The following is a 25,329-nucleotide window of genomic DNA, read 5'->3' as shown; positions in this document are numbered from 1 at the left end:
AATCCCTTGGGGGCCGCTCATGTCGTTCATTCCAGACACCGCCACGCTGATCCAGTTCGCCATCGCCACGGTCATCCTGGCGATCACGCCGGGGCCGGACATGACCCTGTTCGTCTCGCGCACGCTGAGCCAGGGCCGTGCCACCGGCTTTGCCTCGATGGCCGGCGCGCTGTGCGGCACGCTGATCCACACCACACTGGTGGTTGTCGGTGTCTCGGCGCTGATCGTCGCCTCGCCGATGGCTTTCTTCGTGCTGAAGATCTTCGGCGCCGGCTATCTCGTCTTCCTGGCCTGGCAGGCATCACCAGGGGCTCGGCCTTTTCGCCGGAGAAGAAGACAGGCCCCGAGATTTCCCTGTTGCGCAGCTGGGCCGCGGGTCTTGGCGTCAATCTGCTCAACCCGAAGATCATCCTGTTCTTCATGACCTTCCTGCCGCAGTTCGTCTCCGCGCATGATCCGAACGCACCGGGAAAGCTGTTTTTCCTTGGGCTGATGTTCATTGTGCTGTCGGTCCCGGTGACGGTGCCGATGGTGCTGGCGGCGGAAAAGTTTTCGGCGGCGATGAAGGCCAGCCCGCGCGTCACACGGGCGGTCGACTATCTCTTTGCCGGCGTGTTCTCCGCCTTCGCCCTCAAGATCCTGACGGCGCAGGCGAAGTAGGCGCCGTCATCCTGTCTGGCCATCCTCTTTTGATCCTGGTTCGCCTTGCCACCAGCTTGCGGCCCAGCGCCCGGCGCTGAGCCAGTAAAAGATACCACCGACCATGCCGCTGCCGATCACGGCCATGATGGCGCTGGTGTCCCTGACGACGAAGGCGGTGTCACCGCTGCGGTCGGCAAGCCCGAGGAAAACACCGGCAACCACCGCGCCTGCCAGCGCATAGAACAGCCAGTCGCGCCGGCCCAGGATTTCGGCAAGCAGGATGACGACAGAGGCCGGCATCAGGGCGAAATAGGCGACGAACAGAGCGGCGAAGGGAATTGAGAAATACAGGGAAGCCGTCGCCGTCGGATGCGCATGCTCCGGCGTGTAGCCGAGCGATGCCAGCAACAGGATGTTGAGGAAGGCGCTCGCCGCCAGCGAGGCGACGGCATAGCCGAACAGGATGACGGTGAAACGGACGAGGTAGCCGACGAGACGCGCCATCAATCTCGGCCCAGATTCTGTCGCGTGCCGGACCTGCGTCCAGCCAGAAGCCAGTAGACCGAACCGGCGGCGATGCCGGCGGTGGCGAGAAAACCCAGAAAGCCCGGATTGAAGACAAAGCTGCTGGCCGAGCGCGGCATGGATACGCCAAAGGCGATGGACGTGATCGCACCGGTGGCGGCGAAGTAGAACCATCCCCGAAGTGAAAATCGTTCGGCGACAAAGAGCGCCGGGCCGACGATCAACAGCGCGCCGATCGTTACGGTCAAGACGGCGAGCGGGAACGAGCCCAGCCAGTCGAAAGCGAAAATGATGGACCAGTTGCCGTCTTCGATGCCTTCCAGGAGAGCGATCAGCAGCACCGGCACCAGGATCGAGGTCAGCACCGCGGCGACATAGCCGACCGCCATGATGGCGAAGCGTTTTAGCCAGGCGAAGGGGCGGCTCACGCCTCGCCGTGCCCCGCTATCATCATCGCTTCCAGCGCCAGCCGGTCGACCTTGCGCATGCGCTCGGAGTCGGATTTGAGCTGGCCGCAGGCGGCGAGAATGTCGCGGCCGCGCGGCGTGCGGATCGGCGAGGCATAGCCGGCATTGTTGATGTAATCGGCGAATTTCTCGATCGTCTCCCAGTCCGAGCACTGGTAATTGGTGCCCGGCCACGGGTTGAACGGGATCAGGTTGATCTTGGCCGGAATGCCCTTGAGCAGCTTGATCAGGCCCTTGGCGTCCTCGATGGAATCGTTGACGTCCTTCAGCATCACATATTCGAAGGTGATGCGCTTGGCGTTCGACAAGCCGGGATAGGCGCGGCAGGCGGCGATCAGCTCGTTGAGCGGATACTTCTTGTTGATCGGCACAAGCAAGTCGCGCAGATCGTCATTGGTGGCGTGCAGCGAGATCGCCAGCATGACGCCGATCTCCTCGCCGGTGCGGAAGATTTCCGGCACGACGCCGGAGGTCGACAGCGTGATGCGCCGCTTCGACAGGGACAGGCCGTCACCGTCGGAAGCGATCAGCAGCGCCTTCTTCACCGCTTCGAAATTGTAAAGCGGTTCGCCCATGCCCATCATGACGACGTTGGACACTTTGCGGCCCTCGGCCGGCACGATGGCGCCGTCGGGCGTGTCGCGGTCGGGAAAATCGCCGAGCCGGTCGCGGGCGGTGAGCAGCTGGGCGAGGATCTCCTCAGCCGTTAGATTGCGCACCAGCTTCTGCGTGCCGGTGTGGCAAAACGAGCAGGTCAGCGTGCAGCCCACCTGTGACGAGATGCACAGCGTGCCGCGACCCTCTTCGGGAATGTAGACAGTCTCGATCTCGACCGGCCGGCCGGCGCCGCGCGGCGGAAAGCGGAACAGCCACTTTCGCGTGCCGTCGGCGGAAATCTGCTCCTCGACGATCTCGGGCCTGGCGACGGTGAAATGCTTGTCGAGCTCGGCGCGCAGATCCTTGGAGATGTTGAACATGCCGGCGAAATCGGAGACGCCGCGCACATACATCCAGTGCCACAACTGCTGGGCGCGCATTTTCGCCTGGCGCTCGGGCACGGTGCCTGATGCAACCAGAGCCTCGGCGAGCTCGACCCGCGTCAGGCCGATCAGCGACGGCTTTTCGGGCTGTGCCGCGCGGGCACGCAACGCGTCGCGGGCGCCGTCAGTGGTGAGATCGAATGAAAGGGTCATGGTTGCACTGATATAAGCGGTTTGCGGCCGATTTCACGCATCGTGCCGGAAAGGAAGCGCGGCGCATAGCACAGGTTGACGGCAGAGTCATGGGTTGTGCGATGATGCACCCTCGCCAGAGATCCACCAACAGACCCAAAAACGAAAGGCCGGGCTTTGCGGCCCGGCCTTTCACTCAAAACAAAGCCTAGCCTATTTGCACTTGGCAATCGACGTCAGCGCCGCCGAAATACCTTTCAGGGAGAAGACATAGGAGGTGGGATTGCCGCGGCCAGACTTCGCCGTCACCTTCATGTCGGTGCCGGTCTTCATGGCGGCGATCAGCACCGGCTCCTCGGCGGCATTCTCGACCCAGGCCGATTTGCCGCGGGTGAACATCGAAAACGTCTTCTTATCGATGGTCACGGTGGCCTTGGAGCCGTCCTGGAAGTTGTAGCCGGCAATGAATTGCGGCTCGTACGACACTTGCTGGCCGGGCCGCTGGCTGACGAAGAAGAACATGTCGCCATGGTCGAGCGTCGGCGGCTGCTTGTCGGTCGGCACGGTCAGGACATAGCAGACCTTGCCGCCCGATGCCTGGTAGCTGTAGGTGCCCCAGGCATTGTGCTGGCCGATCTTGGTCGCCGACTGCGCCAGCGCCGGGGCTGCCACGGCCACCAGGACCAGACTCGAAACTATAGCAATCAATCCGCGCATCGCTTTTCCCGTATTCCAAATGGTGCGGAGGCAGGCCGGCTTGGCGTCCTGCCCGTCGCTTCATTTTGATTTAATCTGGGTTACCAAACGGTGAATTTCCGAAGAGAAAAGGACCCTCACCCCGAGGAAACCGCCGCCATTCCCGCGCCGCCGCCTTGCGAGCGGCTGGCGCGACATCCCTTTGGCGACTTGGAGGCCACGAAAGCGGCAAGAGTTTGACTTTTTACGCTGCCGCGGAAAGCCGGCTTCAACGGCGTTCCGTGCGCGTGTTCAGCCCTTGTCGGCCATGGCGTCCCTGGCCGCCTGCCGGTGCGCAGTGGTGATGTGGGCACTGACGGCGGTGATCGCGGCGGTGAGCACGGCGATGTCGTCGGTGAAGCCAAGCCCGAAGACGAAGTCGGGGATGACATCCACCGGCAGCACGAAATAACCGAGCGCGGCCAACAGAATGCCTTTGGCGCGCAGCGGCGTGTTCTTGTCCATGGCGCAGTAGTAGGCGGCCACGACCTCTTCCATGAAGGGGATCTGCCGCGCGGCTTTCTTGGCTGTGCGCCAGAATTTCTCGCGCACTTGGCTCTCGTCTGCCAGCTTGCTGCCAAAGCCGAAGAAATCAAAACCGGATTGTTGCGCCATCAGTTTCTCCTTGCGAGCGCCCATGCGCTTCCGGCGCATGCCCGCGGGGGAAAATGTGGTGAAACCCGACCCCCGCTACAAGATGCCGGTGCCGATTTGGGCCTCCCGAGGCGATACCAGGCCTCAGGCGCCGGCAAAACGGTTCATTTTCTTGGCCAGATCGATATCGAGCGCGGTGACGCCGCCGGCGTCGTGAGTGTTCAGCGTCACATCCACGGTCTTGTAGACATTCGACCAGTCGGGATGATGGTCCATCGTCTCGGCGGCAAGCGCGACGCGGGTCATGAAGGCGAAAGCCTCGGAGAAATTCGCGAAGGTGAATGTGCGCTTGATGGAAGCGCCGTCTTCCGCCAGCGCCCAGCCGTCGAGACCGGTCAATGCGGCTTCAGCGGCTTGCCTGCCCAGTTTCTCTCTCGCCATGTCCATATCCTGTGCTATTCGAAAACGACCCTCACCATAGCGACGGATCGATGAGCGCGAAGCCCATAAACTCCATTCTCTTCGTCTGCCTCGGCAACATCTGCCGGTCGCCGCTGGCGGAAGGTGTCTTCCGCGCCGTTTGGGCCGAGCGCGGATCGGCCCGGGATATCCTGCTCGATTCAGCGGGAACCAGTGACTGGGAGGCCGGCTCTGCCCCCGATCGACGCGCGATCGCGATCGCGGTGCGGCACGGAGTAGACATTTCCGGACAGAGGGCGCGCAAGGTCACGCCGCAGGACCTCCACCGTTTCGACCTGATCCTCGGCATGGACCGGTCGAATGTCGCCGACCTGAAGGCGCTGGCGCCGGCGGCCGTGCAGGACCGCATCCATCTGTTCCTGGAGTTCGCGCAGGGAAAGTCACGCGACGTGCCGGATCCTTATCATGACGAGGCAGAAGCCTTCGCTTCCGCCTATCGCATGATCCGCGAGGCGTCGGAGGCGCTGGCGACAAGGCTGGAGGCGCGGGCGTCCGTGCCTGACAGCGGCCAGGCTTCCTCGACGATATAGGGTCCGCCGCCGACCGAATCGCGCGACGACATCAGCACGAAACGGCCGATGCGGAACGGCAGCGTCGAGAAATTGCCGCGCGCCGACAGATATTGGGCGACGTCCAGCGGGGTCGAATTGCGTAAGCGCGCCAGCGTCACATGCGGCATGAATTTGCGCGGGTCGGCCGGGATGCCGAGCCGCTGGCAGATGCGGTCGATCTCACCTTGAAGCGCGGCCAGATCGGGCGAGGCGGAAGCGCCCGCCCACACCGCATGCGGCTTCTTCTGGCCGAAAGCGCCGACGCCGGACAGCGCCAGCGAGAAAGAAGGGCGGTGGACGCGGTCGAGCGCGTTGGCGATCTCGTCGGCGACATGGCCGGGGACATCGCCGATGAAGCGCAGCGTCAGATGGTAGTTTTCGACATCGATCCAGCGGGCTCCCGGCAAGCCGCCCCGCAGCAGGGACAGCGAAAGGGCAGCGTCACGCGGAATTTCGAGGGCGGTGAAAAGACGCGGCATGAAGAGCCTCCCTTCCTCGAATCGAACTGTCATCCCCAGCGAATCATCGATAGTCAAACGGAGCAAGAGGTTTGTTGGTCACAGTCCCTGTTAAAAGCTCGCCGGGCGGAAACAGTTCCAGCCCGCTAGGAATCGCCCGGCACCGCCGCGATCACCTTCTCGACCGTCGGCAGGATGCGTTCGACCATCTGGTCGACGCCTCGTGCGCTTGGATGCAGGCCGTCCTCGAGCTGCATGCCGGGCTGGCCGGCGACGCCGTCGAGAAAGAACGGGTAGAGCACGACGTCGTATTTCTTCGCCAGGTCCGGAAAAATGGCGTCGAACGCATTCTGGTAGTCGGGACCGAGATTGGGTGCGGCACGCATGCCGGCCAGAAGCACGGCAATCTTGCGCTGCTTCAGCTTGCTTAGCATCTCGTCGAGGTTCTTCCTGGCGATGTCGGGCGAAACGCCGCGCAGCATGTCGTTGGCTCCGAGTTCGAGGATGACCAGCTGCGTGCCGTCCAGCACCGACCAGTCGAGCCGCGCCAGGCCGCCGCTCGTCGTGTCGCCGGAGACGCCGGCATTGGCGACGGTCACTTCGTGGCCCTTGGCGCCAAGTGCCGCCTGCAGCCTGTTGGTAAAGCCCTGGTCCGGCCCAAGGCCGAAGCCCGCCATCAGGCTGTCACCGAAGCCGACGATCTTGAACGGCTCGGCGCTCGCCGAGGACATGGCGCCGCAAATGGCGAGGAAAGCCACGAAGCCTGCGGCAATACTGCGTTTGAAAGACATGCGGCAGGCCCCATATGAGCTAGGATTCTTCGACGGCTTCCGGCAAGCAGAGCCTTCATCTCCAGATATAGGACGATTTCATTTTGACAGAAGCGGTCATCGCGCTGAAAGATGTATCCCTGACCCTTGGCGAGGGCGCTTCATCGGTCCATGTGCTGAAGGGGGTGAGCCTCGATGTGGCGACCGGCGAGGCGACCGGCATCGTCGGGCCTTCGGGTTCCGGCAAGTCGACATTGCTGATGGTCCTTGCAGGACTGGAAAGGGTCGATTCGGGTACGGTCCGAATCGCCGGCGAGCTGCTCAACGGCAAAAGCGAGGACCAGATTGCTTCGTTTCGTGGCCGAAACATTGGCATCGTGTTCCAGTCCTTTCATCTCATTCCCAACATGACGGCGCTGGAAAATGTCGCGGTGCCGCTGGAACTGGCCGGCCATGCCGATCCGTTTTCGGTGGCGGCGCGCGAGCTGGCGGCGGTTGGCCTCAGCGACCGCGTCACCCACTATCCCGGCGAATTGTCGGGCGGCGAGCAACAGCGCGTGGCGATCGCCCGCGCATTGGCGCCGTCGCCGCGCATCCTGATCGCCGACGAGCCGACCGGCAATCTCGACCAGGCGACCGGGCGGCAGGTCGCCGACCTCTTGTTTGCCAAGGCGGCCGAGCGCGGCATGACGCTGGTGCTGGTGACCCATGATCCGGCGCTCGCGGCGCGCTGTTCGCGCCAGGTTTCGATGCGCTCGGGCCGGATCGAGGCACCGGCCCCCGTCAAGGTGACGGCCTGATGCCGCTGTCCCGGACGTTGAGGCTCGCGGTCCGCTTCTCACTGCGCGAGATGCGCGGCGGCCTGTCCGGCTTCCTGATCTTCCTCGCCTGCATCGCGCTCGGCGTCGCGGCCATCGGCGGCGTCAACTCGGTGGCGCGTTCGATCACCGCCGGTGTCGCCAATCAGGGCCAGACGCTGCTCGGCGGCGATCTTCGCTTCCAGATCAATCAGCGTGACGCCAGCCGGGCGGAGCGCAGCTTCCTTGACGGGCTCGGCACGGTTTCCCGGACCGCCAGCATGCGTTCGATGGCGCGTCTGGCCGACGGATCCGACCAGGCGCTGGTCGAGGCCAAGGCGGTCGACCATGCCTATCCGCTCTATGGCACGCTGGAGACCGAGCCGGCACTGTCGAAACAGGAACTGTTCGGCGAAGAGTTCGGCGTCTTCGGTGCGGCGGCACCCGATCTTCTGTTCGAGCGGTTGCACGTCAAGATCGGCGACCGGCTGAAGCTCGGCACCGCCACTTTCGAACTGCGCGCCAGGCTGGTCGCCGAACCGGACGCCGTGTCCGACGGTTTCGGCTTCGCCCCAAGGCTGATGATCTCGACCGACGGACTGGCGGCCACTGGACTGATCCAGCCGGGCAGCCTGGTCGAGAATGCCTACAAGATCCGGCTGCCGGCAGACGCCGACGAGGTGCGGCTGAAAGCCGTCCAGGACAAGGCCGCCACGGATTTCCCCGAAGCAGGCTGGTCGATCCGCACACGCAGCAACGCGGCGCCCGCGCTGTCGTCCAACATTGAACGTTTCTCGCAGTTCCTGACCCTGGTCGGGCTGACGGCGCTGGTGGTCGGCGGCGTGGGCGTCGCCAATGCGGTACGCGCCTATCTCGACGGCAAGCGCGGCGTCATCGCCACCTTCAAGAGCCTGGGCGCTTCGGGCGGCTTCGTCTTTGCCGTCTATCTCGTGCAGATCCTGATCATAGCCGGATTGGGTATCGTGCTGGGCCTTGTGCTCGGCGCACTGATGCCGTTCGCGGCGAGTGCGGCCTTGCAATCCGTCATTCCGGTGCCTGCCGAAGGCGGCTTCTATCCCGGCGCGCTCGGTATGGCGGCGCTGTTCGGCCTGCTGGTGACGTTGGCTTTCGCGCTGCTGCCGCTCGGCCGCGCCCGCGACGTGCCGGCAACCGCGCTGTTTCGCGAAATGGGGCTGGAAGGCCGCGGCTTGCCGCGCCCCGCTTATGTCGCGGCCGCCATAGGCATCGCGCTGTTGCTTGCGGCGCTGGCCATTCTGTTCTCGGGCGACCAGCGCATAGCCTCGATTTTTGTCGGCGCTACCGTCTTCGCCTTCCTGGTGCTGCGCGTGGTCGGCGCACTGGTGCAATGGGCGGCCAGGAAAAGCCCGCGCGTGCGCTTCGTGGCGCTCAGGCTCGCCATCGGCAACATTCATCGGCCAGGCGCCCTGACGCCATCGGTGGTGCTGTCCCTGGGGCTTGGCCTGACGCTGCTGGTGACGCTGGCGCTGATCGATGGCAATCTCAGGCGGCAGATCTCCGGCAGCCTGCCGGAACGGGCGCCGAACTTCTTCTTCGTCGACATCCAGAGCGCCGATGTCGCGTCTTTCTCGGCGCTGATCGGCAAGGAGGCCCCGCAGGGCGTGCTGGCCAAGGTGCCGATGCTGCGCGGCCGGGTGATGGCGCTGAACGGTGTCGATGTCGACAAGGTGAAAGTGCCGGCGGAAGGCGCCTGGGTGCTGAGGGGGGACCGCGGCCTGACCTATGACACCAGGCAACCGGAGAACGCGACGTTGACCGAGGGCAGTTGGTGGCCCGAAAATTACAGCGGCGAACCGCTGGTTTCGTTTTCGGCGCAAGAAGGCAAGGAGATCGGGCTGAAGCTCGGCGACACCATCACCGTCAATGTGCTGGGCCGCAATGTCACCGCCAGGATCGCCAATTTCCGCCAGGTCGAATGGGAGACGATGGGCATCAATTTCGTCATGGTCTTCTCGCCCAACACATTCGCAGGCGCCCCGCATGGCTGGATGGCGACGCTGACCGAAAAGAGTGCCTCGACGGCCGACGACGCCCGCATCCTCAACGCCGTCACCCGCGCCTTCCCCGCGGTGACGACGGTGCGGGTCAAGGACGCGCTCGATGTCGTCAACCGGTTGGTCGGGCAACTCGGCACGGCGATCCGGGCCGCCGCTGGCGTGGCGCTGATCGCCTCGGTGCTGGTGCTGGCCGGCGCGCTTGCAGCCGGCAACCGGGCGCGCATCCATGATGCGGTGGTGTTGAAGACGCTGGGTGCGACACGCACGACGCTGATATCGGCCTTCTCGCTCGAATATATGCTGATCGGGCTGGCCACCGCCATCTTCGCGCTGGCAGCGGGCAGTGCTGCCGCCTGGTTCGTCGTCGCGCGCATCATGACATTGCCGTCGCATTTCATGCCGGAGGTGGCGGTGGCAACCATTCTGTTTTCGCTGGTGGTCACGGTCGGCATTGGTCTCGCCGGCACCTGGCGGGTGCTCGGCCACAAGGCAGCACCGGTGCTGCGCAACCTGTGACGACAGGCCCGGAAAAGGCATCCTGGATTAAATCTTGGTAAGAAAGCCGTCCGGAAAGCCGAGGAATCGGCACTTGGTTGCCTCACGAACCGTTACATCCGGTTACGGTCTTGTTCTTGACGCGAATAACCATCATATTTCGCCACAGGCATGCTGGAGCCCTGCCAGCGGCGCCTGGGTCCGGAAGGACCTGACACCGGACGGGGCAGAAGCAATAGAGGACTACAATGGCTGATCCCATTCGCAACTACCAGACGCGCGCCGTGCCCGGCGTCAGCGTCGGTGCCGACATCGATCAGGGCCTGCGCGCCTACATGATCAAGGTTTACAATCTGATGGGGCTTGGCCTCCTCATCACTGGTCTTGCCGCTGTCGGCACGATCATGCTGGCCACCACCACCGATCCGGCTTCGGCTGTCGCGACGCTGCCAAGCGGCGAGATGCTGACCTCGTTCGGCTACGCGATCTTCGGTTCGCCGCTGCGCTGGGTGGTGATGCTGGCGCCGCTGGCCGCCGTGTTCTTCCTGTCGTTCAGGATTCAGTCGATGAGCGTCGCTGCCGCGCAGACCACGTTCTGGGTCTATGCCGGTCTCGTCGGCCTGTCGCTGTCGTCGATCTTCCTGGTCTACACCACGGCAAGCATCTCGCAGACCTTCTTCGCCACCGCCGCCGCTTTCGGCGCGCTGTCGCTGTTCGGCTACACCACCAAGCGCGACTTGACGGCAATGGGCTCGTTCCTGATCATGGGCGTGTTCGGCATCATCATCGCGTCGGTGATCAACATCTTCCTGCAGTCGTCGGCGCTGTCTTTCGCCGTGTCGGCGATCGGCGTGCTGGTCTTCGCCGGCCTCACCGCCTATGACACGCAGAAGATCAAGGAGATGTATTTCGAGGGCGATGCTACCGATGTCGCCGGCCGCAAGGCGATCATGGGCGCGCTGAGGCTCTATCTCGACTTCATCAACCTGTTCATGTTCCTGCTGCAGTTCATGGGCGACCGCCGCTAGTACAGCAGCGCTTGGACCATCGAGTTCCAGAAGGGCGGCCCAACGGCCGCCCTTTTCTTTTGTCTTGGCCTTTGCTGTTATTGCGAGCAGAGAAACGACATGCATAAACAATGAGCAATATTACGATCCGGCCTGTCACGGTGGCCGACCTCGACAGCGTCACGGCCATCTATGCCGACGCGGTGACCCAAGGCACGGCGAGCTATGAGCTGGAGCCGCCGAGCCGCGCGGAGATGGGTGTTCGATTCGACAGCCTGATGGCCGGCGGCTTTCCTTACCTGGTGGCGGAGAAGGACGGCACTGTTCTCGGCTACGCCTATGCCGGCGCCTTCCGGCCGCGCCCGGCCTATCGCTTCATCGTCGAGGATTCGGTCTATGTCGCGCCCGAGGCCAAGGGCCAGGGCGTCGGGCTCAAGCTGATGCAAAGCCTGATCGAGGCAGTGACGACGGCGGGCTTTCGCCAGATCATCGCGGTGATCGGCGATGGCCGTCCCGACAGTGCCTCGGTGCGGCTGCACGAAAAGCTCGGCTTTCGCTATTCGGGACGCCTCGAAGGTTCCGGCTACAAGCATGGGCGCTGGCTGGACACGGTGTTCATGCAGCTGTCGCTGAATGGCGGTGCCTCGGCGCCGCCCGATCCGAGCTCGCTGCCGGAGCGGAAGTTTCGTCTTAAAGGGGACTGAAGCGAGGAATTGGGGAACTGAAGAACTGAACAACTGAAGAACTGAAGAACTGAAGAACTGAAGAAGAAGGCGGTTACATCAGGCGTCGAGTGCCCAATTCTTCAATTCTTCAATTCTCCAGTTTCTTCAATTCCGTAGCTCAAGCCTCTACAACCTTGAGCTTGCTGTCGAACACACCAAGCACGCGGCCAAGTTCCTGACCGCGTTTCAGGATGCGGCCGCCGGCGGCGATGACGGCAAAAGCGCCCTGCTTGCGGGCCAGTTTCGGATCCTTGACGATCTGGAACAGCGGCACTTCACTGGTGCGGCGGAATACGGAAAACACGGCGCGGTCCGCAAGATGATCGATGGCGTAGTCGCGCCATTCATTGGCAGCGACCATGCGTCCGTAGAGCCTGAGGATCTGGTCCAACTCGCGGCGGTCAAACCGTACCGGCTGATCGAGACGTTCGCGTCGTGCCTCGTGCAGCGGGATCAATATCGCGGATGCGTCCCCATCCCCCGTCCCGCCGCTGTCATCCGTCATGCCTCGATCCTTCAAAATGAATCTTTGCCAACCAAAGTTGGCGTGTTCGCGACTGAATTGCAAGGCCTAGCGAACCGAGCCCCGCGCCGCGCCGTTTTCGTCACGTCCAGTCACTTTTATGAAACGCCGTGTTGGAATTGGTGATGTTCCGCCACATTTCTGCCTTTTTTTATCCGCGCTCATGCCCCAATGTCCGACGAATTTACCGGTGTTGCCTGAGACGGTTCGGTCCGGCACCGGCTCGTAAACCCCAAGCCCCCCGCCCACGGGTCTGCGTCGGATCGAACCAACCTCGGCTCTTCCTCGGAAGAACCGGGTGCGACGATCCCAAAACCTAAATGACCGACGTCAGAAGCAAGCTGACGTCGGTTTTTTATTGGGTGGTGAGTCGAGTGCGGTTTCACCGAGCGTCGCGTCCCCCTCACCCGGATTGCCAACCGAATTGCGAAGGGGCAATTCGGGACAATCCGACCTCTCCCCGAGGGGAGAGGAGATCGCGGCGGCGCTTTACCTCTTCTCCCCTCGGGGAGAAGGTGGCCGCGAAGCGGCCGGATGAGGGGCCTCCCATCCACAGTCCTAGCGAAGATGGGGGGCGCCGGCGTCCGTTACGGCTTGTGGATGAACGCGGCGCCGAGAATAGGACCGGGCATGCCGTCCTTGCCGACCGACTGCAGCAGCACGGCGCAGCCGCCCTTTTTGGCAATCTCGCTCATCGGCAGCTCGTAGCGCTGTGCCTTGCCATGCCACATGCCAGCGGTCTGAATCCCGGTGACGGCGTTCCAATAGGTCATCTTGCGGCCGGTATTCTCGCCCTCGCCGACCTTGACCGTCTGCGGCGGGTCGAAATAGACGATGACGACATGGGCGTCGCTGGGGCCGTTGCCGGCATCACCGGCGTCGATCGTCACACGGTCGCTGGTGCGGCTGACCTTGACGGCGACGCGCATGCCTTCGCCGTTCTTGGCCATGCGGGCGAGCGCGCCATCGACCTCGCCGCGGCTGGCGCCGTTGACGTGGACACGGCCGTTGATGACGGCCTGCGGCGTATAGACGGAGCGGCTGCCGAAGGCGCGCATGTAGTCGTATTGCCGCTCGGTGTTCTCCTTGCGGCCCAGCGTGTCCTGCCAGCCGAGATAGTCCCAATAGTCGACGTGATAGGCGAGCGCGACGATATCTTCCTTAGCGGCAAGTTCGGAGAACAGCGTATCGGCCGGCGGGCAGGAACTGCAGCCCTGGCTGGTGAACAGTTCGACCACGCCCAATGGCCTGTCGATCTGGAGCCTGTCGATCTGGACCCGGTCGGCATGGGCGCGATCGGATTCGCCGGCATGCCCGGCGCCGGCAGACGCCGAGAAGGCCAGCGCAAGAGCTGCCAGCCACAATGATTTTCGCGAGGCCATGGCCATTCCGATTCCCGCCGGTGGTGCCGGCTTTATCTTGATTGCTAAAATATGTGGCAGAACCGGAAGTCAACGGGAAGTCACGTTGCGGTGAAATTTTGCCATTGCAGCTGACCGCAACCCCGCAATAGGAAGGATCTGCGCTTCAGGATAGAAACCGATTCGGGCGGCAATCACGATGTGGCAAACGTTTTTGGCGCCGGTCGACCTCTATTGCGAGCGGACCGGCCCGGAATTCTGGTCCGAACCCGTCAACGCCCTGACCAATCTCGCCTTCATCGCCGCCGGCCTGTGGGGCGTGCGCGAGGTGCGAAGGCTGGGCACCGGCGCCTTCGCCGAGGTGCTGGCTTGGTGGGTGGTGGCGATCGGCATCGGTTCGACGATCTTCCACACCTTTGCCACCAAGGGCACGGTCTGGGCCGACGTGCTGCCGATCGCCGGCTTCACGCTGGCCTACACGCTGTTCAATTTACGCCGCTTCCTCGGCATGCGATGGGGCAAGGCCATTGCCATCTTCATTGCCTTCTATGTGCTTGCCGGGGCGATAACCCTTGCCGTGCCGGACTGGCTGCGCCAGGCGTCGAACGGTACGACGGGCTATCTGCCGCCGTTCCTGGCGCTCGCCTTCTTCGGTGTCTGGGTGACGGTGAGCGGCAATCGCGCCGGCTGGTATAATCTGGCGGGCTCGGCGATCTTCGTCGTGTCCGTCATCTGCCGGATGATCGACCCGGTGGTCTGCGGCAGCTTTCCGCTCGGAACGCACTTCCTCTGGCACATCCTCAACGGGCTGATGCTCAGCGTGCTTTTGGCGGCGGCGGCGCGGTTTGGGAAGCCGAAGGTAGGGGAATAGGGGAATAGGGGAATAGGGGAATAGGGGAATAGGTCTTCACCTTCCCTACTCCCTTACTCCCGTACTTAAGCCGCCAGATCGCGCAGCACGTATTGCAGGATGCCGCCGTTCTTGAAGTAATCGAGCTCATCCAGCGTATCGATGCGGCAGATGATCGGCACATTCTTCACCGTGCCGTCGCCATAGGTGACCTTGGCGATCATCGTCTGGCGCGGCTTGATGGTGCTCAAGCCGTCGATCTCGACCAGCTCGTCTCCCTTGAGGTTGAGCGATGCCCATGAGGTGCCTTCCTCGAAGACGAAGGGGATAACGCCCATGCCGACCAGGTTCGAGCGATGGATGCGCTCGAAGGACTGGGCGATGACCGCGCGGACACCAAGGAGATTGGTACCCTTGGCAGCCCAGTCGCGCGACGAGCCGTTGCCGTATTCGACGCCGGCGAAGACAACCAGCGGCACGCCTTCCCTTTTGTACTCCATCGCCGCGTCGTAGATCGATTCCTCTTCCTTCGACGGGTAGTGGATGGTGTAGCCGCCCTCGCGCCCGTTCTCGCCCAGCATGTGGTTGCGGATGCGGATGTTGGCGAAGGTGCCGCGCATCATCACCTCGTGATTGCCGCGCCGCGTGCCGTACTGGTTGAAGTCGGCGACGCCGACGCCGTGGTCGGTGAGGTATTTGCCGGCCGGCGAGGCCGCCTTGATCGATCCGGCCGGCGAAATGTGGTCGGTGGTGATCTTGTCGCCGAACAGGCCGAGCACGCGGGCGCCCTTGATGTCGCCGATCTTGCCGAAACCTGATGTCATGCCAGCGAAATAGGGCGGGTTCTGCACATAGGTCGAGTTGTCGTCCCAGGCATAGGTCTGGCCTTCCGGCGCCTTGACGTTCTGCCAGTACTCGTCGCCCTTGAAGACGTCGGCATATTTGCGGGCGAACAGCTCGCGGGTGACGTTCTTCTCGATGAACTCCTGGATCTCGGCCGAGCTCGGCCAGATATCCTTGAGGTAGACCGGCTCGCCGTTCTTGTCCTCGCCGAGCGGCTCGGTGGTCAGGTCCTTTGTGACGGTGCCGGCCAGCGCGTGCGCGACGACCAGCGGCGGCGAGGCCAGATAGTTCGCCTGCACGTCGGGCGAGACGCGGCCTTCGAAGTTGCGGTTGCCGGACAAGACCGCGGCAGCGATCAGGCCCTTGTCGTTGATGGTCTTCGAGATCGGCGCCGGCAGCGGGCCGGAATTGCCGATGCAGGTGGTGCAGCCGAAGCCGACCAGGTTGAAGCCGATCTGATCGAGTTCCTTCTGCAGGCCGGATTTCTCCAGATACTCGGCGACCACCTGGCTGCCCGGCGCCAGCGAGGTCTTCACCCATGGCTTCTGCTTCAAACCGAGGCGGTTGGCGTTGCGGGCCAGGAGGCCGGCGCCGATCAGCACACTCGGGTTCGAGGTGTTGGTGCACGAAGTGATGGCGGCGATGACGACGTCGCCATGACCGAGATCATGGTCGGTGCCTTCGACTGCGTAGCGTTTGGAGATTTCGGCGGCCTTCTTGTATTCGGTCTCCATCGCCTTGGCGAAACCTTCCGGAATGCCTTCCAGGGCGACGCGGCCCTCGGGCCGCTTGGGTCCGGCCATCGACGGCACGACGGAGCCAAGTTCCAGCTCGAGCAGATCGGTGAACACCGGATCGGTCGAGCCGGTCTCACGCCACATTCCTTGAGCCTTGGCATAGGCCTCGACCAGCGCGATGCGGTCCTCGCTGCGGCCGGACATTGTGAGGTAGCGGATGGTTTCCGAGTCGACCGGGAAGAAGCCGCAGGTGGCGCCATATTCGGGCGCCATGTTGCCGATGGTGGCGCGGTCGGCCAGCGTCATGTTGGAGAGGCCCGGCCCGAAGAACTCGACGAACTTGCCGACGACGCCCTTCTTACGCAGCATCTGGGTGACGGTGAGCACGAGGTCGGTGGCGGTGACGCCTTCTTTGAGCTTGCCGGTGAGGCGGAAGCCGATCACCTCAGGCAAAAGCATGGAGACGGGCTGGCCGAGCATGGCCGCCTCGGCCTCGATGCCGCCGACGCCCCAGCCGAGCACGCCAAGGCCGTTGATCATGGTGGTGTGCGAATCGGTGCCGACGCAGGTGTCGGGATAGGCTGTCGTTTCGCCGTCCTCGGTGTTGGTCCACACCACCTGGCCGAGATATTCGAGGTTGACCTGATGGCAGATACCGGTGCCGGGCGGCACGACGCGGAAGTTGCGGAACGCCTGTTGGCCCCATTTGAGGAATTTGTAGCGCTCCTCGTTGCGCTCATATTCCAGCTCGACATTGCGGGCGAAGGCCATCGGCGTGCCGAATTCGTCGACGATGACGGAATGGTCGATGACGAGGTCGACCGGCACCAGCGGGTTGATCTTCTGCGGATCGCCGCCGAGCGAAGCCATGGCGTCGCGCATCGCGGCAAGGTCGACCACGGCCGGAACGCCGGTGAAATCCTGCATCAGCACGCGGGCCGGGCGATAGGCGATCTCGACACCGGCGGTGCCCTTGTCGGTCAGCCAGCCGGCCACCGCCTGGATCGATTCCTTGGTGACGGAGCGGCCGTCCTCGTTGCGCAGCAGGTTTTCCAGCAGCACCTTCATCGAATAGGGCAGCTGCGAGATGCCGGTGAGGCCGTTCTTCTCGGCCTCAATGAGATTGAAATAGGCATACTCCGCGCCGCCTGCGGTCAGCGTGCGGCGGCAATTGAAACTGTCGAGGGATTTTGACACGTGCGATCCTTGTCTGTTCAGCCTGAAAGGGAACGGACGCCGATGGCATGCAATCACGCGCAAAGGTGCGGGTACGGCCATTTCCGCTGTCCGTTCCCAAGCAACCCGAGCCGTTCAAGGCGGCGCGTGCGCTGGTTCGGCGCTAATTCTGTTCCCGTGCCGACCGCTGGCACGGATGCACCGCATATAGAGAATTTTCTGGAATAGTTCTAGACAGTTGGAAAGCAATTTTGTGCGATGCGGCAGCGGCCGCGACACATGGTTTCAGGGCAGGCGAGGAATGCGGCTGATCGCCGAAAATCTGTGCGGCGAGCGAGGCGGCGACGCGGTGTTTTCCGGCATCGGCTTTGCCCTGGAGGAGGGTCAGGCGCTCATCGTTACCGGGCCGAACGGATCGGGCAAGTCGACCTTGCTGCGGGTCATCGCCGCGCTGCTGCCGGTGCCGCAAGGCAGCGTGAGGATCGAGGGTGCCATGAAGATTGAAGACGGGGGCGAAGCGTTCCCGTCTGTTGCCTCGGCCTGTCACTACCTTGGCCACCAGAACGCAATGAAGCCGGCGCTCAGCGTGGCGGAGAATTTGCGCTTCTGGCGCGACTTCAACGGCGACGGACAGCTCGGCGTCGAAGAGGCGCTGGAAACGGTCGGGCTCGGTGGCATCGGCCACCTGCCGTTCGGCTATCTATCGACCGGGCAACGGCGCCGGGCGGCGATCGCGAAACTGCTGGTCAGCCACCGGCCATTGTGGCTGCTGGACGAGCCGACGGCGGGGCTGGACAAGGCTTCGGAGGCGCGGTTCGCGGGGTTGATGGCGAAGCATTGCACGGATGGCGGGATGATTGTCGCGGCGACGCACCTGCCGCTGGGGATCGAGGGGATGGAGTTGAGGATGGGGGAAACGGGTTGATGATGGCGCCCGAGCATCTCATACCATGCTAGCCCTCTTCCTGCGCGACATCCGCCTCAACATCCGTGCGGGCGGCGGGGCGCTGACCGGGGTCATCTTCTTCCTCGCCGTCATCGCCACCATCCCGTTCGGAGTCGGGCCGGACCTGAAGCTGCTGGCCCGCATCGGGCCGGCGATCCTGTGGATTGGCGCGCTGCTGTCCTGCCTGCTCGGTCTCGATCGGCTGTTCCAGGCCGACCGCGAGGACGGCTCGCTCGATCTGCTGGTGCTCGGCAATGATCGCCACATGCTGGCCTTGACGGTGCTGGTGAAATGCCTGGCGCATTGGGCGGGCAGCGTGCTGCCGCTGGTGGTCGCCGCGCCCGTGCTCGGGCTGTTCATGAACATGGAGCCGCTCGGCATCGGCGCCACGGCGCTGACGCTGCTGGTCGGCACGCCTGCTATCACCTTCATCGGCGCCGCCGGTGCGGCGGTGGCGGTGGCGCTGCCGCGTGGCGGGCTGCTGATCTCGGTGCTGGTGCTGCCGCTGACCATTCCGGTGCTGATCTTCGGCGTTTCGGCAAGCTATGGAGCGACCGCCAATCCCGATCCGTTTCTGCAGCCCTTCCTCATTCTTGCCGCGCTGACCCTGTTTCTTGGCGTGCTGGGTCCGGTCTCGGCGGCGCTGGCGCTGCGCCATGGCACGGATTGACGCGGCGTATGACTGCGGATTGCGAAGCCGACGGAGCGAGGCTAAGGGAAAGCATGTCTAGACTGGGCGACATGATTGGCTTGGAAGGCCGCACTTCAGCGGGGCCTGCCGCATGAGCGCGCATGCACTCTATGTGACCGCTGCCTATGGCATCACTGCCGTGGTGCTGGCCGGATTGATCGGCTGGATCCTGCTCGACCAGCGGGCGCGCAAGCGTGAGCTTGCCGAACTGGAGGCGTCCGGCGTGAGGCGTCGCTCCGACAAGGTCGCAAAGCCATGAGCATCGAAACAGAAACGCCGCCCCCGCGCACTCGTCGCCTGTTCGTGCTGTTGCCGCTGCTGATCTTCCTCGGCCTGGCCGGACTGTTCCTGTCGCAGCTGCTGTCGGGGCGCGATGTTTCGGAAGTGCCGTCGGCCCTGATCGGCCTGCCTGCGCCGCAAACCAGCCTGCCGGCGCTGGAGGGCTCAAACCTGCCGGGGCTCGATTCGAAAACCTTCGCCGGCAAGGTCACATTGGTCAACGTCTTCGCGTCGTGGTGCGCGCCATGCCGCGAAGAGCACCCGGTGCTTCTGGCGCTGTCGCAGGACAAGCGTTTCAGCATGGCGGCGCTGAACTACAAGGACCGGCCGGAAAACGCACGCCGGTTCCTCGGCGATCTCGGCAATCCGTTCCAGGCGATAGGGGTCGACGAAGCGGGCCGCGCGGCGATCGACTGGGGCGTCTATGGCGTGCCGGAAACCTTCGTCATCGGCAAGGACGGCAAGATCGCCTACAAGCATGTCGGCCCGCTGACGCCCGAGACGGCGAGGGATCTCTTGCTGCCACAGATCGACAAGGCGCTGGCGGCGTCGAACTGACGTCGCGACGCACCTATACGCGTAGCTGCATCATCCTTGGGTCTTCGCAACGCCACGCGTCGCTACGCCCAAGGATGGCGAACGTGATGAGGCGATCGAATACTCAGCCGTAGATCTGCTTGTGGATCTGGTAGAGCATTTCCGAGCGGTCGGCGCGCATGTCGGCCAGATCGCGGCTGGAAAAGCTGTCGATTTCGGCGACAAGGCGGTTGTAGTGCTTGCGCTTGGCAATGCTGTTGCGAGCGCGGGTCATGAGACTGTCGAGGATCATAGCAAGGTTCCTTTTTGGCGCCGCGTTTCGGCGGCGGTTTCTTCCTCCCTTGATCGATACGAAGCATGACATAGTAATGGTGCATTGCAAAAAGAAGATGTTGCAATGCACCATTGCGCTGAACGCATAGCCGGTTAATGCGGCGCTAAAGCGCGTCGCGTTTGAACGGATTCAGGCGACGCGCTTCAGGTCTTTGTTTTTATGCATGTCGTTCTCCCAAAACCGGGGCCACTTTTGGGCGACATGCATTAACGTCATGCGCAGAGCCGGCAAGCGATCTTTTGCATCACACTGTGCGTACCCACATTGCCTTCTGTCCCTCCGGCTGTCTTGATCCGGTGTCATTGATGCCGGGAGGAAAAGCATGGCGGCTGCGGACTATTATGAAATTCTCGATCCGCGCTTCGCGCGCCTGTTCAACGGCAACGCGCAGGTCGAGAAGCTGTTCACCGGATGCCAGTGGGCGGAGGGGCCGGCCTGGTTCGCCGCCGGCCGCTATGTCGTCTGGTCCGACATCCCCAACAACCGCATGCTGCGCTATGACGAGACCGACGGCAATGTCAGCGTCTTCCGGCAGCCGTCCGGCAATTCGAACGGCAACAGCGTCGACCGGCAGGGCCGGCTGATCACCTGCGAGCATTCGGGCCGCCGCGTCAGCCGCACCGAGTTCGACGGCTCGGTCACCACGATCGCGGCCAAATGGAAGGGCAAGCGGCTGAATTCGCCCAACGACGCGGTGGTGAAATCCGACGGTTCTATCTGGTTCACCGATCCGAGCTACGGCATCGATACGGATTATGAGGGCGACAGGGCCGAGAGCGAAATCGGCGCCTGCCATGTCTACCGGGTCGATCCCGGCACCGGCGAGGTCGAAGCCGTCATCACCGACATGGTCCGGCCCAACGGCCTGGCCTTCTCGCTAGACGAGAGCCAGCTTTATGTCGTCGACACCGGCCGCACGCATGGCGCGCAGAATCCGGCGCATATGCGGGTGTTCAATGTCGGCAAGGGCGGCAAGAAGGTTTCGGGCGAGAAAGTCTTCGCCGACTGCACGGCCGGCCTGTTCGACGGCTTCAGGCTCGACGAGGACGGCCGCATCTGGACCAGTGCCGCCGACGGCATCCATTGCTACGATCCGGACGGCACGCTGATCGGCAAGGTCAAGGTACCGGAAGTCACCGCCAACTGCGTGTTCGGCGGCAACAAGCTGAATTGCCTCTACATCGCCGGCACCACGTCGCTCTACATGGTGCGGCTCATGGTCAACGGCGCCAAGACATACTGAGACTGGAGCACTGGCGGCCGTTCGACGGTTTCATCGAAGCGGGTCGCGAGCACGAACATCCCGGGAGGAAAAAATGCCATTCGTCAACATCCGCATCGTCAAGGAAGTGATATCAGCCGATCCGGCGGGCAAGAAGGCGGACATCGCCAAAAAGGTCACGGCGGCCATCATGGACGCCACCGGGCTGAGCAACGACGATGTCTGGGTGGTTTTCGAGGAGGTCAATGCGCGTGATTGGTATGTTGGGAAGACGGATGTGGAGACGCTGCGAAAGGGTTGATTTCGAAGGCATGGCGAAGCCCCTTTCCTTCGTCATCCTAGGGCGAAGCAGTCGCGAAGCGACGTCGCGGAGACCCTAGGATCCATGCCGCGACTTTCGAGCAGGGCACAACGGTGCAATACTGTCTTTGGCGGTCCGTGTAGTATCCAACGTTAGGCTGCCCTTCTTGGACCGATGCATTCTCGGCAAAGGTCGCGGCATGGATCCTAGGGTCTGCGCCGCGTCGCTTCGCTCCTTGCTTCGCCCTAGGATGACGAATGCGTGGTGGGTCGGCACTCAACGGGCGCGGATAAAGTCCGCGAAAGCATTCAGCGCATCGCGCATCGCCAGCCGGTTCGCCGGCTCCGCCAGGATGCTCTCGACCTCCGGCTGCTTCTTCCCCAACAGCACAATCTCCAGCATATCCTCGCACAACGCGAATGACATAGTGCGCATGATCTCGGCCAGTGCGGCGCGAGCGAACAGCGAGCGCGGCGAGGCGTGCACCAGCATGGCGGGCTTGGCGACGGCGGCGTCGCGCGAGACCAGCCAGTCGAGGGCGTTCTTCAGCCCGCCCGGCACGCCATGGGCATATTCCGGACAGGAGACGATCACGCCGTCGGCTCGGGTGACGGCATCGATCAGCTTGGAGGCTTCGAGCGGCGTCCGCTCGCCCTCATCATCGGGATTGAAGATGGGCAGACGGCCAAGCCCGTCATGGACGGTGACGCGGCAGCCGGACGGCGCTTCGCGGGCCAGTGCGGCGATCAGCGCCGAATTGGTGGAAGCCGCGCGCAGGCTGCCGGAAATGGCAAGGATGTTCAGCAAGGTATGGAATCGGTCCAGACGCGAATCGCGTCCGGAAACCTACCACATCGTCTTCTTGTATTCCTCGTCGAGCCAGCGGTCGGTCGCCTCGGCGGAATCGGCAACCGCCAGCTGATCGCGCATGATCTGGCCGAGCGTCGGCAGCGTCGCACGGTCGTACCAGGTTTCCGGCTTCCACAGGTCCGAGCGCATGAAGGCTTTTGCGCAGTGCATGTAGGCGGCCTTGACGCTGACCACGACGACGCTTTGCGGCTCCCTGCCGTCGACGGCGAGGCGTTCGCGCAAATTTGCGTCGACGGTGATGCGGGCATCGCCGTTGACGCGCAGCGTCTCGTTCATGCCGGGAATGAGGAAGAGCAGCCCGACAGAGGGATTGAGGAGAATGTTTTCCAACGTGTCGAGCCGGTTGTTGCCGGGCCGATCGGGAATGGCGATGGTGGTGTCGTCGAGAACGGTGGCAAAGCCCGGCTTGTCGCCCTTCGGCGTCACGTCGGCATTGCCGGCACCGTCGGACGAGCCGATCAGCACGAACGGGCTCTTGCCGATGAAGGAGCGGCAATGGCCGTCAAGTTTTTTCAGCTCCTTGCGGATAGAACCGTCGGTCGGCCGTGGCGTCTTGTAGATCGTCCTCAACTGGTCGCGCGTGGTGATGAATTCCATGTCCCTCTCCCCAGAACGGTTCATTGTTTCACGAACGCAGAACCGCTTTTTCTACTTTCCGGTTCTCTCTTCTTTGCCGGCCTTGTCCTCGAGTGAATGACGCAGGATCAGCGGCATCTGGCTGAAGGTGAACAGAAGCGTGATCGGCATGATGCCCCAGACCTTGAAAGTAACCCAGGCGTCGGTGGAAAAATTGCGCCACACCACCTCATTGACGATGGCCAGGAACAGGAAGAACAGGCCCCAGCGGAAGGTCAGTTTCCGCCAGCCTTCGGCGTCGAGGCTGAAGGCCGAATCGAAGACATAGCCAAGCAGCGACTTGCCGAAGTAGAGCCCGCCGAGCAGCACGCCGCCGAACAGCGTGTTGACGATGGTCGGCTTCATCTTGATGAAGATGTCGTCCTGCAGATAGAGCGTCAGCGCGCCGAAGATGAAGACGACGACGCCCGACACCATCGGCATGATCGGCAAGGTGCGGGTGAGCAGCCACGAGGCGATCAGGGCGATTGCCGTGGCGGCCATGAACAGCCCGGTGGCGACGAAAATCGGCCCGCCGAACTCGGCCAGAACAGGGAATTTCTGCACCAGCCATCCGCCGCGCGCATTGGCGAAGAAGAACACCATCAACGGACCCAGCTCCAGCACTAGCTTGAGCAGCGGATTGACGCCTTCCTTCTTCTGCTTCTGCGGGTCCGACGGATCGCGTTCGAGAATGGGTGGGTTCATGGAATCTCTTTCTTGCGCATGATCTGATCCAAAAAGTCTGCAACTTTTTGGGACATGCTTGTTAAGCTACTCCAGCGATCGCCCTGGCGAATTCGCTTGCCGAGAAAGGTTCGAGGTCGTCGACCTGTTCGCCGACGCCGATGAAATAGACCGGCAATTTGTGCTTTGCCGCGATCGCCACCAGAATACCGCCGCGCGCCGTGCCGTCCAGCTTGGTCATCACCAGGCCGTTGACGCCGGCGATATTGCGGAAGATCTCGACTTGGTTGAGCGCGTTCTGGCCGGTGGTGGCGTCGACCGTCTGCAGCACGGTGTGCGGTGCTTCCGGGTCGAGTTTGCCAAGCACGCGGACGATCTTTTCGAGCTCCGCCATCAGTTCAGTCTTGTTCTGCAGGCGGCCGGCGGTGTCGATGATCAGCACGTCGGAACCGGCCTCCTTGGCCTTCTCGAAGGCGTCATAGGCCAGTCCCGCGGCATCGGCGCCGATCTTTGAGGCGATCACAGGCGATTTCGTCCGCTCGCCCCAGATCTTCAGTTGCTCGATCGCGGCGGCGCGAAAGGTGTCGCCGGCGGCGAGCATCACCGACAGGCCACCATCGGTGAGCTTGGCGGCCAGCTTGCCGATAGTTGTGGTCTTGCCGGTGCCGTTGACACCGACCACCAGGATGACATGCGGCTTGTGTGAAAGGTCGAGCTCCAGCGGCATGGCGACATGGGCCAGCACTTTTTCCACCTCGGCCGCCATGATGGCGCGGACCTCGGTGTCGGAGACGTCCTTGCCGTAGCGGCTGGCGGCCAGCGCGTCGGTAACGCGCAAGGCCGTCTCCATGCCGAGATCGGCACGGATCAGCACATCCTCAAGGTCCTGCAAAGTCTCTTCGTCCAGCTTGCGCTTGGTGAAGACGCCGGCAATGTTGCCGGTGAGCTCCTTGGAGGAGCGGGCAAGCCCGTCCTTCATGCGCTGGAACCATGAGCGCCTCGGTGCCGGCTCCGGCGCCTTCTGTGGCTCGGCCTTCTGCTCGACCTTCTTGGTGACGGTCACCTTGCCGGGTGCGGCTTTTGGCTCCGGCGCGGGTTGTGGAAGAGACTGCGGCTCGGGCGCAATTTCCGCAATGACCGGCTGCGATTCGATCGGCGCCGGCTGGCGAATGGGAGGTGCGATTTCGGCAGGCGGGGCTTCGGGCGTCGGTGCTGAAACTTCTTCCTTCTCCCCGTCTTCAGACGGAGAGAAGGTGCCAGCAGGCGGATGAGGGGCGGCGCTGACCTCTGATAATGGCTGAGCAGGGGCCGGCCCCGGTGTCGGCACCTCGATCGGGGCTGGTGTCTCGGCCGGAACCTCGGCAGGCGTCGGCACTTCGACCGGTTCCGGTTCCGGCTGCTGTTCCGGGCGTGACGGGACGATCTCCGGCTCGGCCGGCGCGGGTGGCGGGACCTCCTGCGGCTGCGGTTCGGGAGCAGGCTCCGGAACGGCGGGAGGTGTTGGTATCTCCTCGGGCGCCGGCGGCTCGGCAGGCGTCTCGGGCGCGGGTTCTTCTTCCGGCTCGGGCTCCGGCAGGGGTTCCGGCTCGGAGGGAATAGTCGGCTCCGGTGCTGGCGGAATGGCCGGTGCCGGCTCGGGCACCGGCTTCTCGACAGGCGCCGATTCCGGCGCGGGGATCACTTCCGGCTCGACCGTCGTCGGCGTCGGCGCAGTTTCCGCCTCGCGCTCCAGCTCGTCACGCTTCAAGAACTCCGGAACGACCTGCTCGGCCGCCGGCTTCAGCGCCTCGAGCGCTTCCCATTTGATCGGCGGCAGCGGGGCGGTCTCGTCGACCCGCTCCTCGACCACCTCTTTCTTGCCGAACGAAAATATCTTCTTGAAAAAACCAGCCATGCTTTGCGT

Annotated in this window: 28 protein-coding genes and 1 pseudogene; 13 read left to right on the top strand and 16 right to left on the bottom strand. The window is 63.4% G+C overall.

The window, feature by feature from the left end:
* Window positions 1-19 precede the first annotated feature (19 nt).
* Window positions 20-660 (top strand): annotated as a pseudogene (locus X735_RS01000000165860) (LysE family translocator).
* A gap of 6 nt (window positions 661-666) precedes the next feature.
* Here X735_RS01000000165860 and X735_RS151080 read toward each other — a convergent pair.
* From X735_RS151080 to X735_RS151105, 6 genes are all read right to left on the bottom strand, one after another.
* Window positions 667-1,146, bottom strand: coding sequence for a hypothetical protein (locus tag X735_RS151080; protein WP_023811319.1), 480 nt, complete (start codon window positions 1,144-1,146; stop codon window positions 667-669).
* A complete protein-coding gene (locus X735_RS151085) occupies window positions 1,146-1,595 on the bottom strand; it encodes a hypothetical protein (protein ID WP_023811318.1) in 450 nt (149 codons plus the stop codon). Before X735_RS151085 ends, X735_RS151080 begins: the two co-directional genes overlap by 1 nt.
* The gene (gene rlmN, locus X735_RS151090) at window positions 1,592-2,827 is read right to left on the bottom strand and encodes a 23S rRNA (adenine(2503)-C(2))-methyltransferase RlmN (protein ID WP_023811317.1); all 1,236 of its coding nucleotides are present in this window, start codon (window positions 2,825-2,827) and stop codon (window positions 1,592-1,594) included. The genes X735_RS151085 and rlmN overlap by 4 nt, the downstream gene beginning before the upstream one ends.
* A gap of 192 nt (window positions 2,828-3,019) precedes the next feature.
* On the bottom strand, window positions 3,020-3,523 hold the full coding sequence (locus X735_RS151095) for an invasion associated locus B family protein (protein WP_023811316.1): 504 nt from the start codon (window positions 3,521-3,523) through the stop codon (window positions 3,020-3,022).
* A 270-nt stretch (window positions 3,524-3,793) separates the two neighbouring features.
* A complete protein-coding gene (locus tag X735_RS151100) occupies window positions 3,794-4,156 on the bottom strand; it encodes a YkvA family protein (RefSeq protein WP_023811315.1) in 363 nt (120 codons plus the stop codon).
* 123 nt (window positions 4,157-4,279) lie between these two features.
* Window positions 4,280-4,576: a 4a-hydroxytetrahydrobiopterin dehydratase gene (locus X735_RS151105; protein ID WP_023811314.1), complete on the bottom strand. Its 297-nt coding sequence runs from the start codon at window positions 4,574-4,576 to the stop codon at window positions 4,280-4,282.
* Between the two features lie 50 nt (window positions 4,577-4,626).
* Between X735_RS151105 and X735_RS1000000167545 the strand changes: the two genes are divergently transcribed.
* Complete coding sequence (locus X735_RS1000000167545) at window positions 4,627-5,145, top strand: low molecular weight protein-tyrosine-phosphatase (protein WP_081734850.1); 519 nt, start codon at window positions 4,627-4,629, stop codon at window positions 5,143-5,145.
* Here X735_RS1000000167545 and thpR read toward each other — a convergent pair.
* Both thpR and X735_RS151120 read right to left on the bottom strand, forming a co-directional pair.
* Entirely contained in the window at window positions 5,049-5,645 is a 597-nt protein-coding gene (gene thpR, locus X735_RS151115; protein ID WP_023811312.1) for an RNA 2',3'-cyclic phosphodiesterase, read from the bottom strand. The genes X735_RS1000000167545 and thpR overlap by 97 nt on opposite strands.
* A gap of 125 nt (window positions 5,646-5,770) precedes the next feature.
* Window positions 5,771-6,415, bottom strand: coding sequence for an arylesterase (locus tag X735_RS151120; RefSeq protein WP_023811311.1), 645 nt, complete (start codon window positions 6,413-6,415; stop codon window positions 5,771-5,773).
* Between the two features lie 83 nt (window positions 6,416-6,498).
* Here X735_RS151120 and X735_RS151125 point away from each other — a divergent pair, with 83 nt between their 5' ends.
* The 4 genes from X735_RS151125 to X735_RS151140 all read left to right on the top strand — a co-directional run bounded on the left by X735_RS151125 (window position 6,499) and on the right by X735_RS151140 (window position 11,433).
* Entirely contained in the window at window positions 6,499-7,194 is a 696-nt protein-coding gene (locus X735_RS151125) for an ABC transporter ATP-binding protein (RefSeq protein ID WP_023811310.1), read from the top strand.
* Window positions 7,194-9,743: an ABC transporter permease gene (locus tag X735_RS151130; protein WP_023811309.1), complete on the top strand. Its 2,550-nt coding sequence runs from the start codon at window positions 7,194-7,196 to the stop codon at window positions 9,741-9,743. Before X735_RS151125 ends, X735_RS151130 begins: the two co-directional genes overlap by 1 nt.
* A gap of 227 nt (window positions 9,744-9,970) precedes the next feature.
* Window positions 9,971-10,750: a Bax inhibitor-1/YccA family protein gene (locus X735_RS151135; RefSeq protein ID WP_023811308.1), complete on the top strand. Its 780-nt coding sequence runs from the start codon at window positions 9,971-9,973 to the stop codon at window positions 10,748-10,750.
* Window positions 10,751-10,860: 110 nt separating this feature from the next.
* Window positions 10,861-11,433, top strand: a complete 573-nt coding sequence (locus X735_RS151140; RefSeq protein WP_023811307.1) for a GNAT family N-acetyltransferase — start codon at window positions 10,861-10,863, stop codon at window positions 11,431-11,433.
* A 139-nt stretch (window positions 11,434-11,572) separates the two neighbouring features.
* On the opposite strand, the gene X735_RS151145 is transcribed toward X735_RS151140, so the two are convergent.
* Together X735_RS151145 and X735_RS151150 are read right to left on the bottom strand one after the other, a co-directional pair.
* Entirely contained in the window at window positions 11,573-11,959 is a 387-nt protein-coding gene (locus tag X735_RS151145; RefSeq protein WP_023811306.1) for a DUF2794 domain-containing protein, read from the bottom strand.
* A gap of 605 nt (window positions 11,960-12,564) precedes the next feature.
* Entirely contained in the window at window positions 12,565-13,365 is an 801-nt protein-coding gene (locus tag X735_RS151150; protein ID WP_023811305.1) for a thioredoxin family protein, read from the bottom strand.
* A gap of 172 nt (window positions 13,366-13,537) precedes the next feature.
* On the opposite strand from X735_RS151150, the gene X735_RS151155 reads away from it, so the two are divergent.
* On the top strand, window positions 13,538-14,209 hold the full coding sequence (locus X735_RS151155; RefSeq protein ID WP_023811304.1) for a ceramidase domain-containing protein: 672 nt from the start codon (window positions 13,538-13,540) through the stop codon (window positions 14,207-14,209).
* Window positions 14,210-14,274: 65 nt separating this feature from the next.
* Here X735_RS151155 and acnA read toward each other — a convergent pair whose 3' ends face one another.
* Window positions 14,275-16,965 carry an aconitate hydratase AcnA gene (gene acnA, locus X735_RS151160; RefSeq protein WP_023811303.1) on the bottom strand — a complete coding sequence of 897 codons (2,691 nt, stop codon included), beginning with the start codon at window positions 16,963-16,965 and terminating at the stop codon, window positions 14,275-14,277.
* A gap of 280 nt (window positions 16,966-17,245) precedes the next feature.
* On the opposite strand from acnA, the gene ccmA reads away from it, so the two are divergent.
* The 4 genes from ccmA to X735_RS151180 all read left to right on the top strand — a co-directional run bounded on the left by ccmA (window position 17,246) and on the right by X735_RS151180 (window position 19,418).
* Complete coding sequence (gene ccmA / locus X735_RS151165; RefSeq protein WP_023811302.1) at window positions 17,246-17,869, top strand: heme ABC exporter ATP-binding protein CcmA; 624 nt, start codon at window positions 17,246-17,248, stop codon at window positions 17,867-17,869.
* Window positions 17,870-17,894: 25 nt separating this feature from the next.
* Window positions 17,895-18,560: a heme exporter protein CcmB gene (gene ccmB, locus X735_RS151170; protein WP_023811301.1), complete on the top strand. Its 666-nt coding sequence runs from the start codon at window positions 17,895-17,897 to the stop codon at window positions 18,558-18,560.
* Between the two features lie 112 nt (window positions 18,561-18,672).
* Window positions 18,673-18,840, top strand: a complete 168-nt coding sequence (gene ccmD / locus X735_RS151175; protein WP_013528831.1) for a heme exporter protein CcmD — start codon at window positions 18,673-18,675, stop codon at window positions 18,838-18,840.
* Window positions 18,837-19,418: a DsbE family thiol:disulfide interchange protein gene (locus tag X735_RS151180; protein WP_023811300.1), complete on the top strand. Its 582-nt coding sequence runs from the start codon at window positions 18,837-18,839 to the stop codon at window positions 19,416-19,418. The genes ccmD and X735_RS151180 overlap by 4 nt, the downstream gene beginning before the upstream one ends.
* Window positions 19,419-19,521: 103 nt before the next feature.
* Here the strand turns inward: X735_RS151180 and X735_RS1000000167540 are convergent, their stop codons facing one another.
* Entirely contained in the window at window positions 19,522-19,689 is a 168-nt protein-coding gene (locus tag X735_RS1000000167540; RefSeq protein WP_013528833.1) for a hypothetical protein, read from the bottom strand.
* Between the two features lie 364 nt (window positions 19,690-20,053).
* Between X735_RS1000000167540 and X735_RS151185 the strand changes: the two genes are divergently transcribed.
* Together X735_RS151185 and X735_RS151190 are read left to right on the top strand one after the other, a co-directional pair.
* Complete coding sequence (locus tag X735_RS151185; RefSeq protein WP_023811298.1) at window positions 20,054-20,974, top strand: SMP-30/gluconolactonase/LRE family protein; 921 nt, start codon at window positions 20,054-20,056, stop codon at window positions 20,972-20,974.
* Between the two features lie 73 nt (window positions 20,975-21,047).
* Window positions 21,048-21,254, top strand: coding sequence for a 4-oxalocrotonate tautomerase family protein (locus tag X735_RS151190; RefSeq protein WP_023811297.1), 207 nt, complete (start codon window positions 21,048-21,050; stop codon window positions 21,252-21,254).
* Between the two features lie 276 nt (window positions 21,255-21,530).
* Here the strand turns inward: X735_RS151190 and X735_RS151195 are convergent, their stop codons facing one another.
* From X735_RS151195 to ftsY, 4 genes are all read right to left on the bottom strand, one after another.
* Window positions 21,531-22,061, bottom strand: coding sequence for an NADPH-dependent FMN reductase (locus X735_RS151195; RefSeq protein ID WP_023811296.1), 531 nt, complete (start codon window positions 22,059-22,061; stop codon window positions 21,531-21,533).
* Window positions 22,062-22,100: 39 nt separating this feature from the next.
* Window positions 22,101-22,721, bottom strand: coding sequence for a pyridoxamine 5'-phosphate oxidase family protein (locus tag X735_RS151200; RefSeq protein ID WP_023811295.1), 621 nt, complete (start codon window positions 22,719-22,721; stop codon window positions 22,101-22,103).
* Between the two features lie 51 nt (window positions 22,722-22,772).
* A complete protein-coding gene (locus tag X735_RS151205) occupies window positions 22,773-23,447 on the bottom strand; it encodes a septation protein A (RefSeq protein ID WP_023811294.1) in 675 nt (224 codons plus the stop codon).
* Window positions 23,448-23,508: 61 nt separating this feature from the next.
* Complete coding sequence (gene ftsY / locus X735_RS151210; protein WP_023811293.1) at window positions 23,509-25,320, bottom strand: signal recognition particle-docking protein FtsY; 1,812 nt, start codon at window positions 25,318-25,320, stop codon at window positions 23,509-23,511.
* Window positions 25,321-25,329: the final 9 nt, after the last annotated feature.

Source organism: Mesorhizobium sp. L2C084A000 (genome assembly GCF_000502875.1).
Lineage (GTDB): Bacteria > Pseudomonadota > Alphaproteobacteria > Rhizobiales > Rhizobiaceae > Mesorhizobium.
Note: the sequence above shows the minus strand (reverse complement) of the source record. Positions and strands in the feature narration are given on the sequence as shown.

Coding starts and splice junctions, on each gene's coding strand:
- X735_RS151080 (WP_023811319.1), bottom strand. CDS start 1,146: ATGGCGCGTCTCGTCGGCTACCTCGTCCGTTTCACCGTCATCCTGTTC.
- rlmN (WP_023811317.1), bottom strand. CDS start 2,827: ATGACCCTTTCATTCGATCTCACCACTGACGGCGCCCGCGACGCGTTG.
- X735_RS151095 (WP_023811316.1), bottom strand. CDS start 3,523: ATGCGCGGATTGATTGCTATAGTTTCGAGTCTGGTCCTGGTGGCCGTG.
- X735_RS151100 (WP_023811315.1), bottom strand. CDS start 4,156: ATGGCGCAACAATCCGGTTTTGATTTCTTCGGCTTTGGCAGCAAGCTG.
- X735_RS151105 (WP_023811314.1), bottom strand. CDS start 4,576: ATGGCGAGAGAGAAACTGGGCAGGCAAGCCGCTGAAGCCGCATTGACC.
- X735_RS1000000167545 (WP_081734850.1), top strand. CDS start 4,627: ATGAGCGCGAAGCCCATAAACTCCATTCTCTTCGTCTGCCTCGGCAAC.
- thpR (WP_023811312.1), bottom strand. CDS start 5,645: ATGCCGCGTCTTTTCACCGCCCTCGAAATTCCGCGTGACGCTGCCCTT.
- X735_RS151120 (WP_023811311.1), bottom strand. CDS start 6,415: ATGTCTTTCAAACGCAGTATTGCCGCAGGCTTCGTGGCTTTCCTCGCC.
- X735_RS151130 (WP_023811309.1), top strand. CDS start 7,194: ATGCCGCTGTCCCGGACGTTGAGGCTCGCGGTCCGCTTCTCACTGCGC.
- X735_RS151135 (WP_023811308.1), top strand. CDS start 9,971: ATGGCTGATCCCATTCGCAACTACCAGACGCGCGCCGTGCCCGGCGTC.
- X735_RS151140 (WP_023811307.1), top strand. CDS start 10,861: ATGAGCAATATTACGATCCGGCCTGTCACGGTGGCCGACCTCGACAGC.
- X735_RS151145 (WP_023811306.1), bottom strand. CDS start 11,959: ATGACGGATGACAGCGGCGGGACGGGGGATGGGGACGCATCCGCGATA.
- X735_RS151150 (WP_023811305.1), bottom strand. CDS start 13,365: ATGGCCATGGCCTCGCGAAAATCATTGTGGCTGGCAGCTCTTGCGCTG.
- X735_RS151155 (WP_023811304.1), top strand. CDS start 13,538: ATGTGGCAAACGTTTTTGGCGCCGGTCGACCTCTATTGCGAGCGGACC.
- ccmA (WP_023811302.1), top strand. CDS start 17,246: ATGCGGCTGATCGCCGAAAATCTGTGCGGCGAGCGAGGCGGCGACGCG.
- ccmB (WP_023811301.1), top strand. CDS start 17,895: ATGCTAGCCCTCTTCCTGCGCGACATCCGCCTCAACATCCGTGCGGGC.
- ccmD (WP_013528831.1), top strand. CDS start 18,673: ATGAGCGCGCATGCACTCTATGTGACCGCTGCCTATGGCATCACTGCC.
- X735_RS151180 (WP_023811300.1), top strand. CDS start 18,837: ATGAGCATCGAAACAGAAACGCCGCCCCCGCGCACTCGTCGCCTGTTC.
- X735_RS1000000167540 (WP_013528833.1), bottom strand. CDS start 19,689: ATGATCCTCGACAGTCTCATGACCCGCGCTCGCAACAGCATTGCCAAG.
- X735_RS151185 (WP_023811298.1), top strand. CDS start 20,054: ATGGCGGCTGCGGACTATTATGAAATTCTCGATCCGCGCTTCGCGCGC.
- X735_RS151190 (WP_023811297.1), top strand. CDS start 21,048: ATGCCATTCGTCAACATCCGCATCGTCAAGGAAGTGATATCAGCCGAT.
- X735_RS151200 (WP_023811295.1), bottom strand. CDS start 22,721: ATGGAATTCATCACCACGCGCGACCAGTTGAGGACGATCTACAAGACG.
- X735_RS151205 (WP_023811294.1), bottom strand. CDS start 23,447: ATGAACCCACCCATTCTCGAACGCGATCCGTCGGACCCGCAGAAGCAG.
- ftsY (WP_023811293.1), bottom strand. CDS start 25,320: ATGGCTGGTTTTTTCAAGAAGATATTTTCGTTCGGCAAGAAAGAGGTG.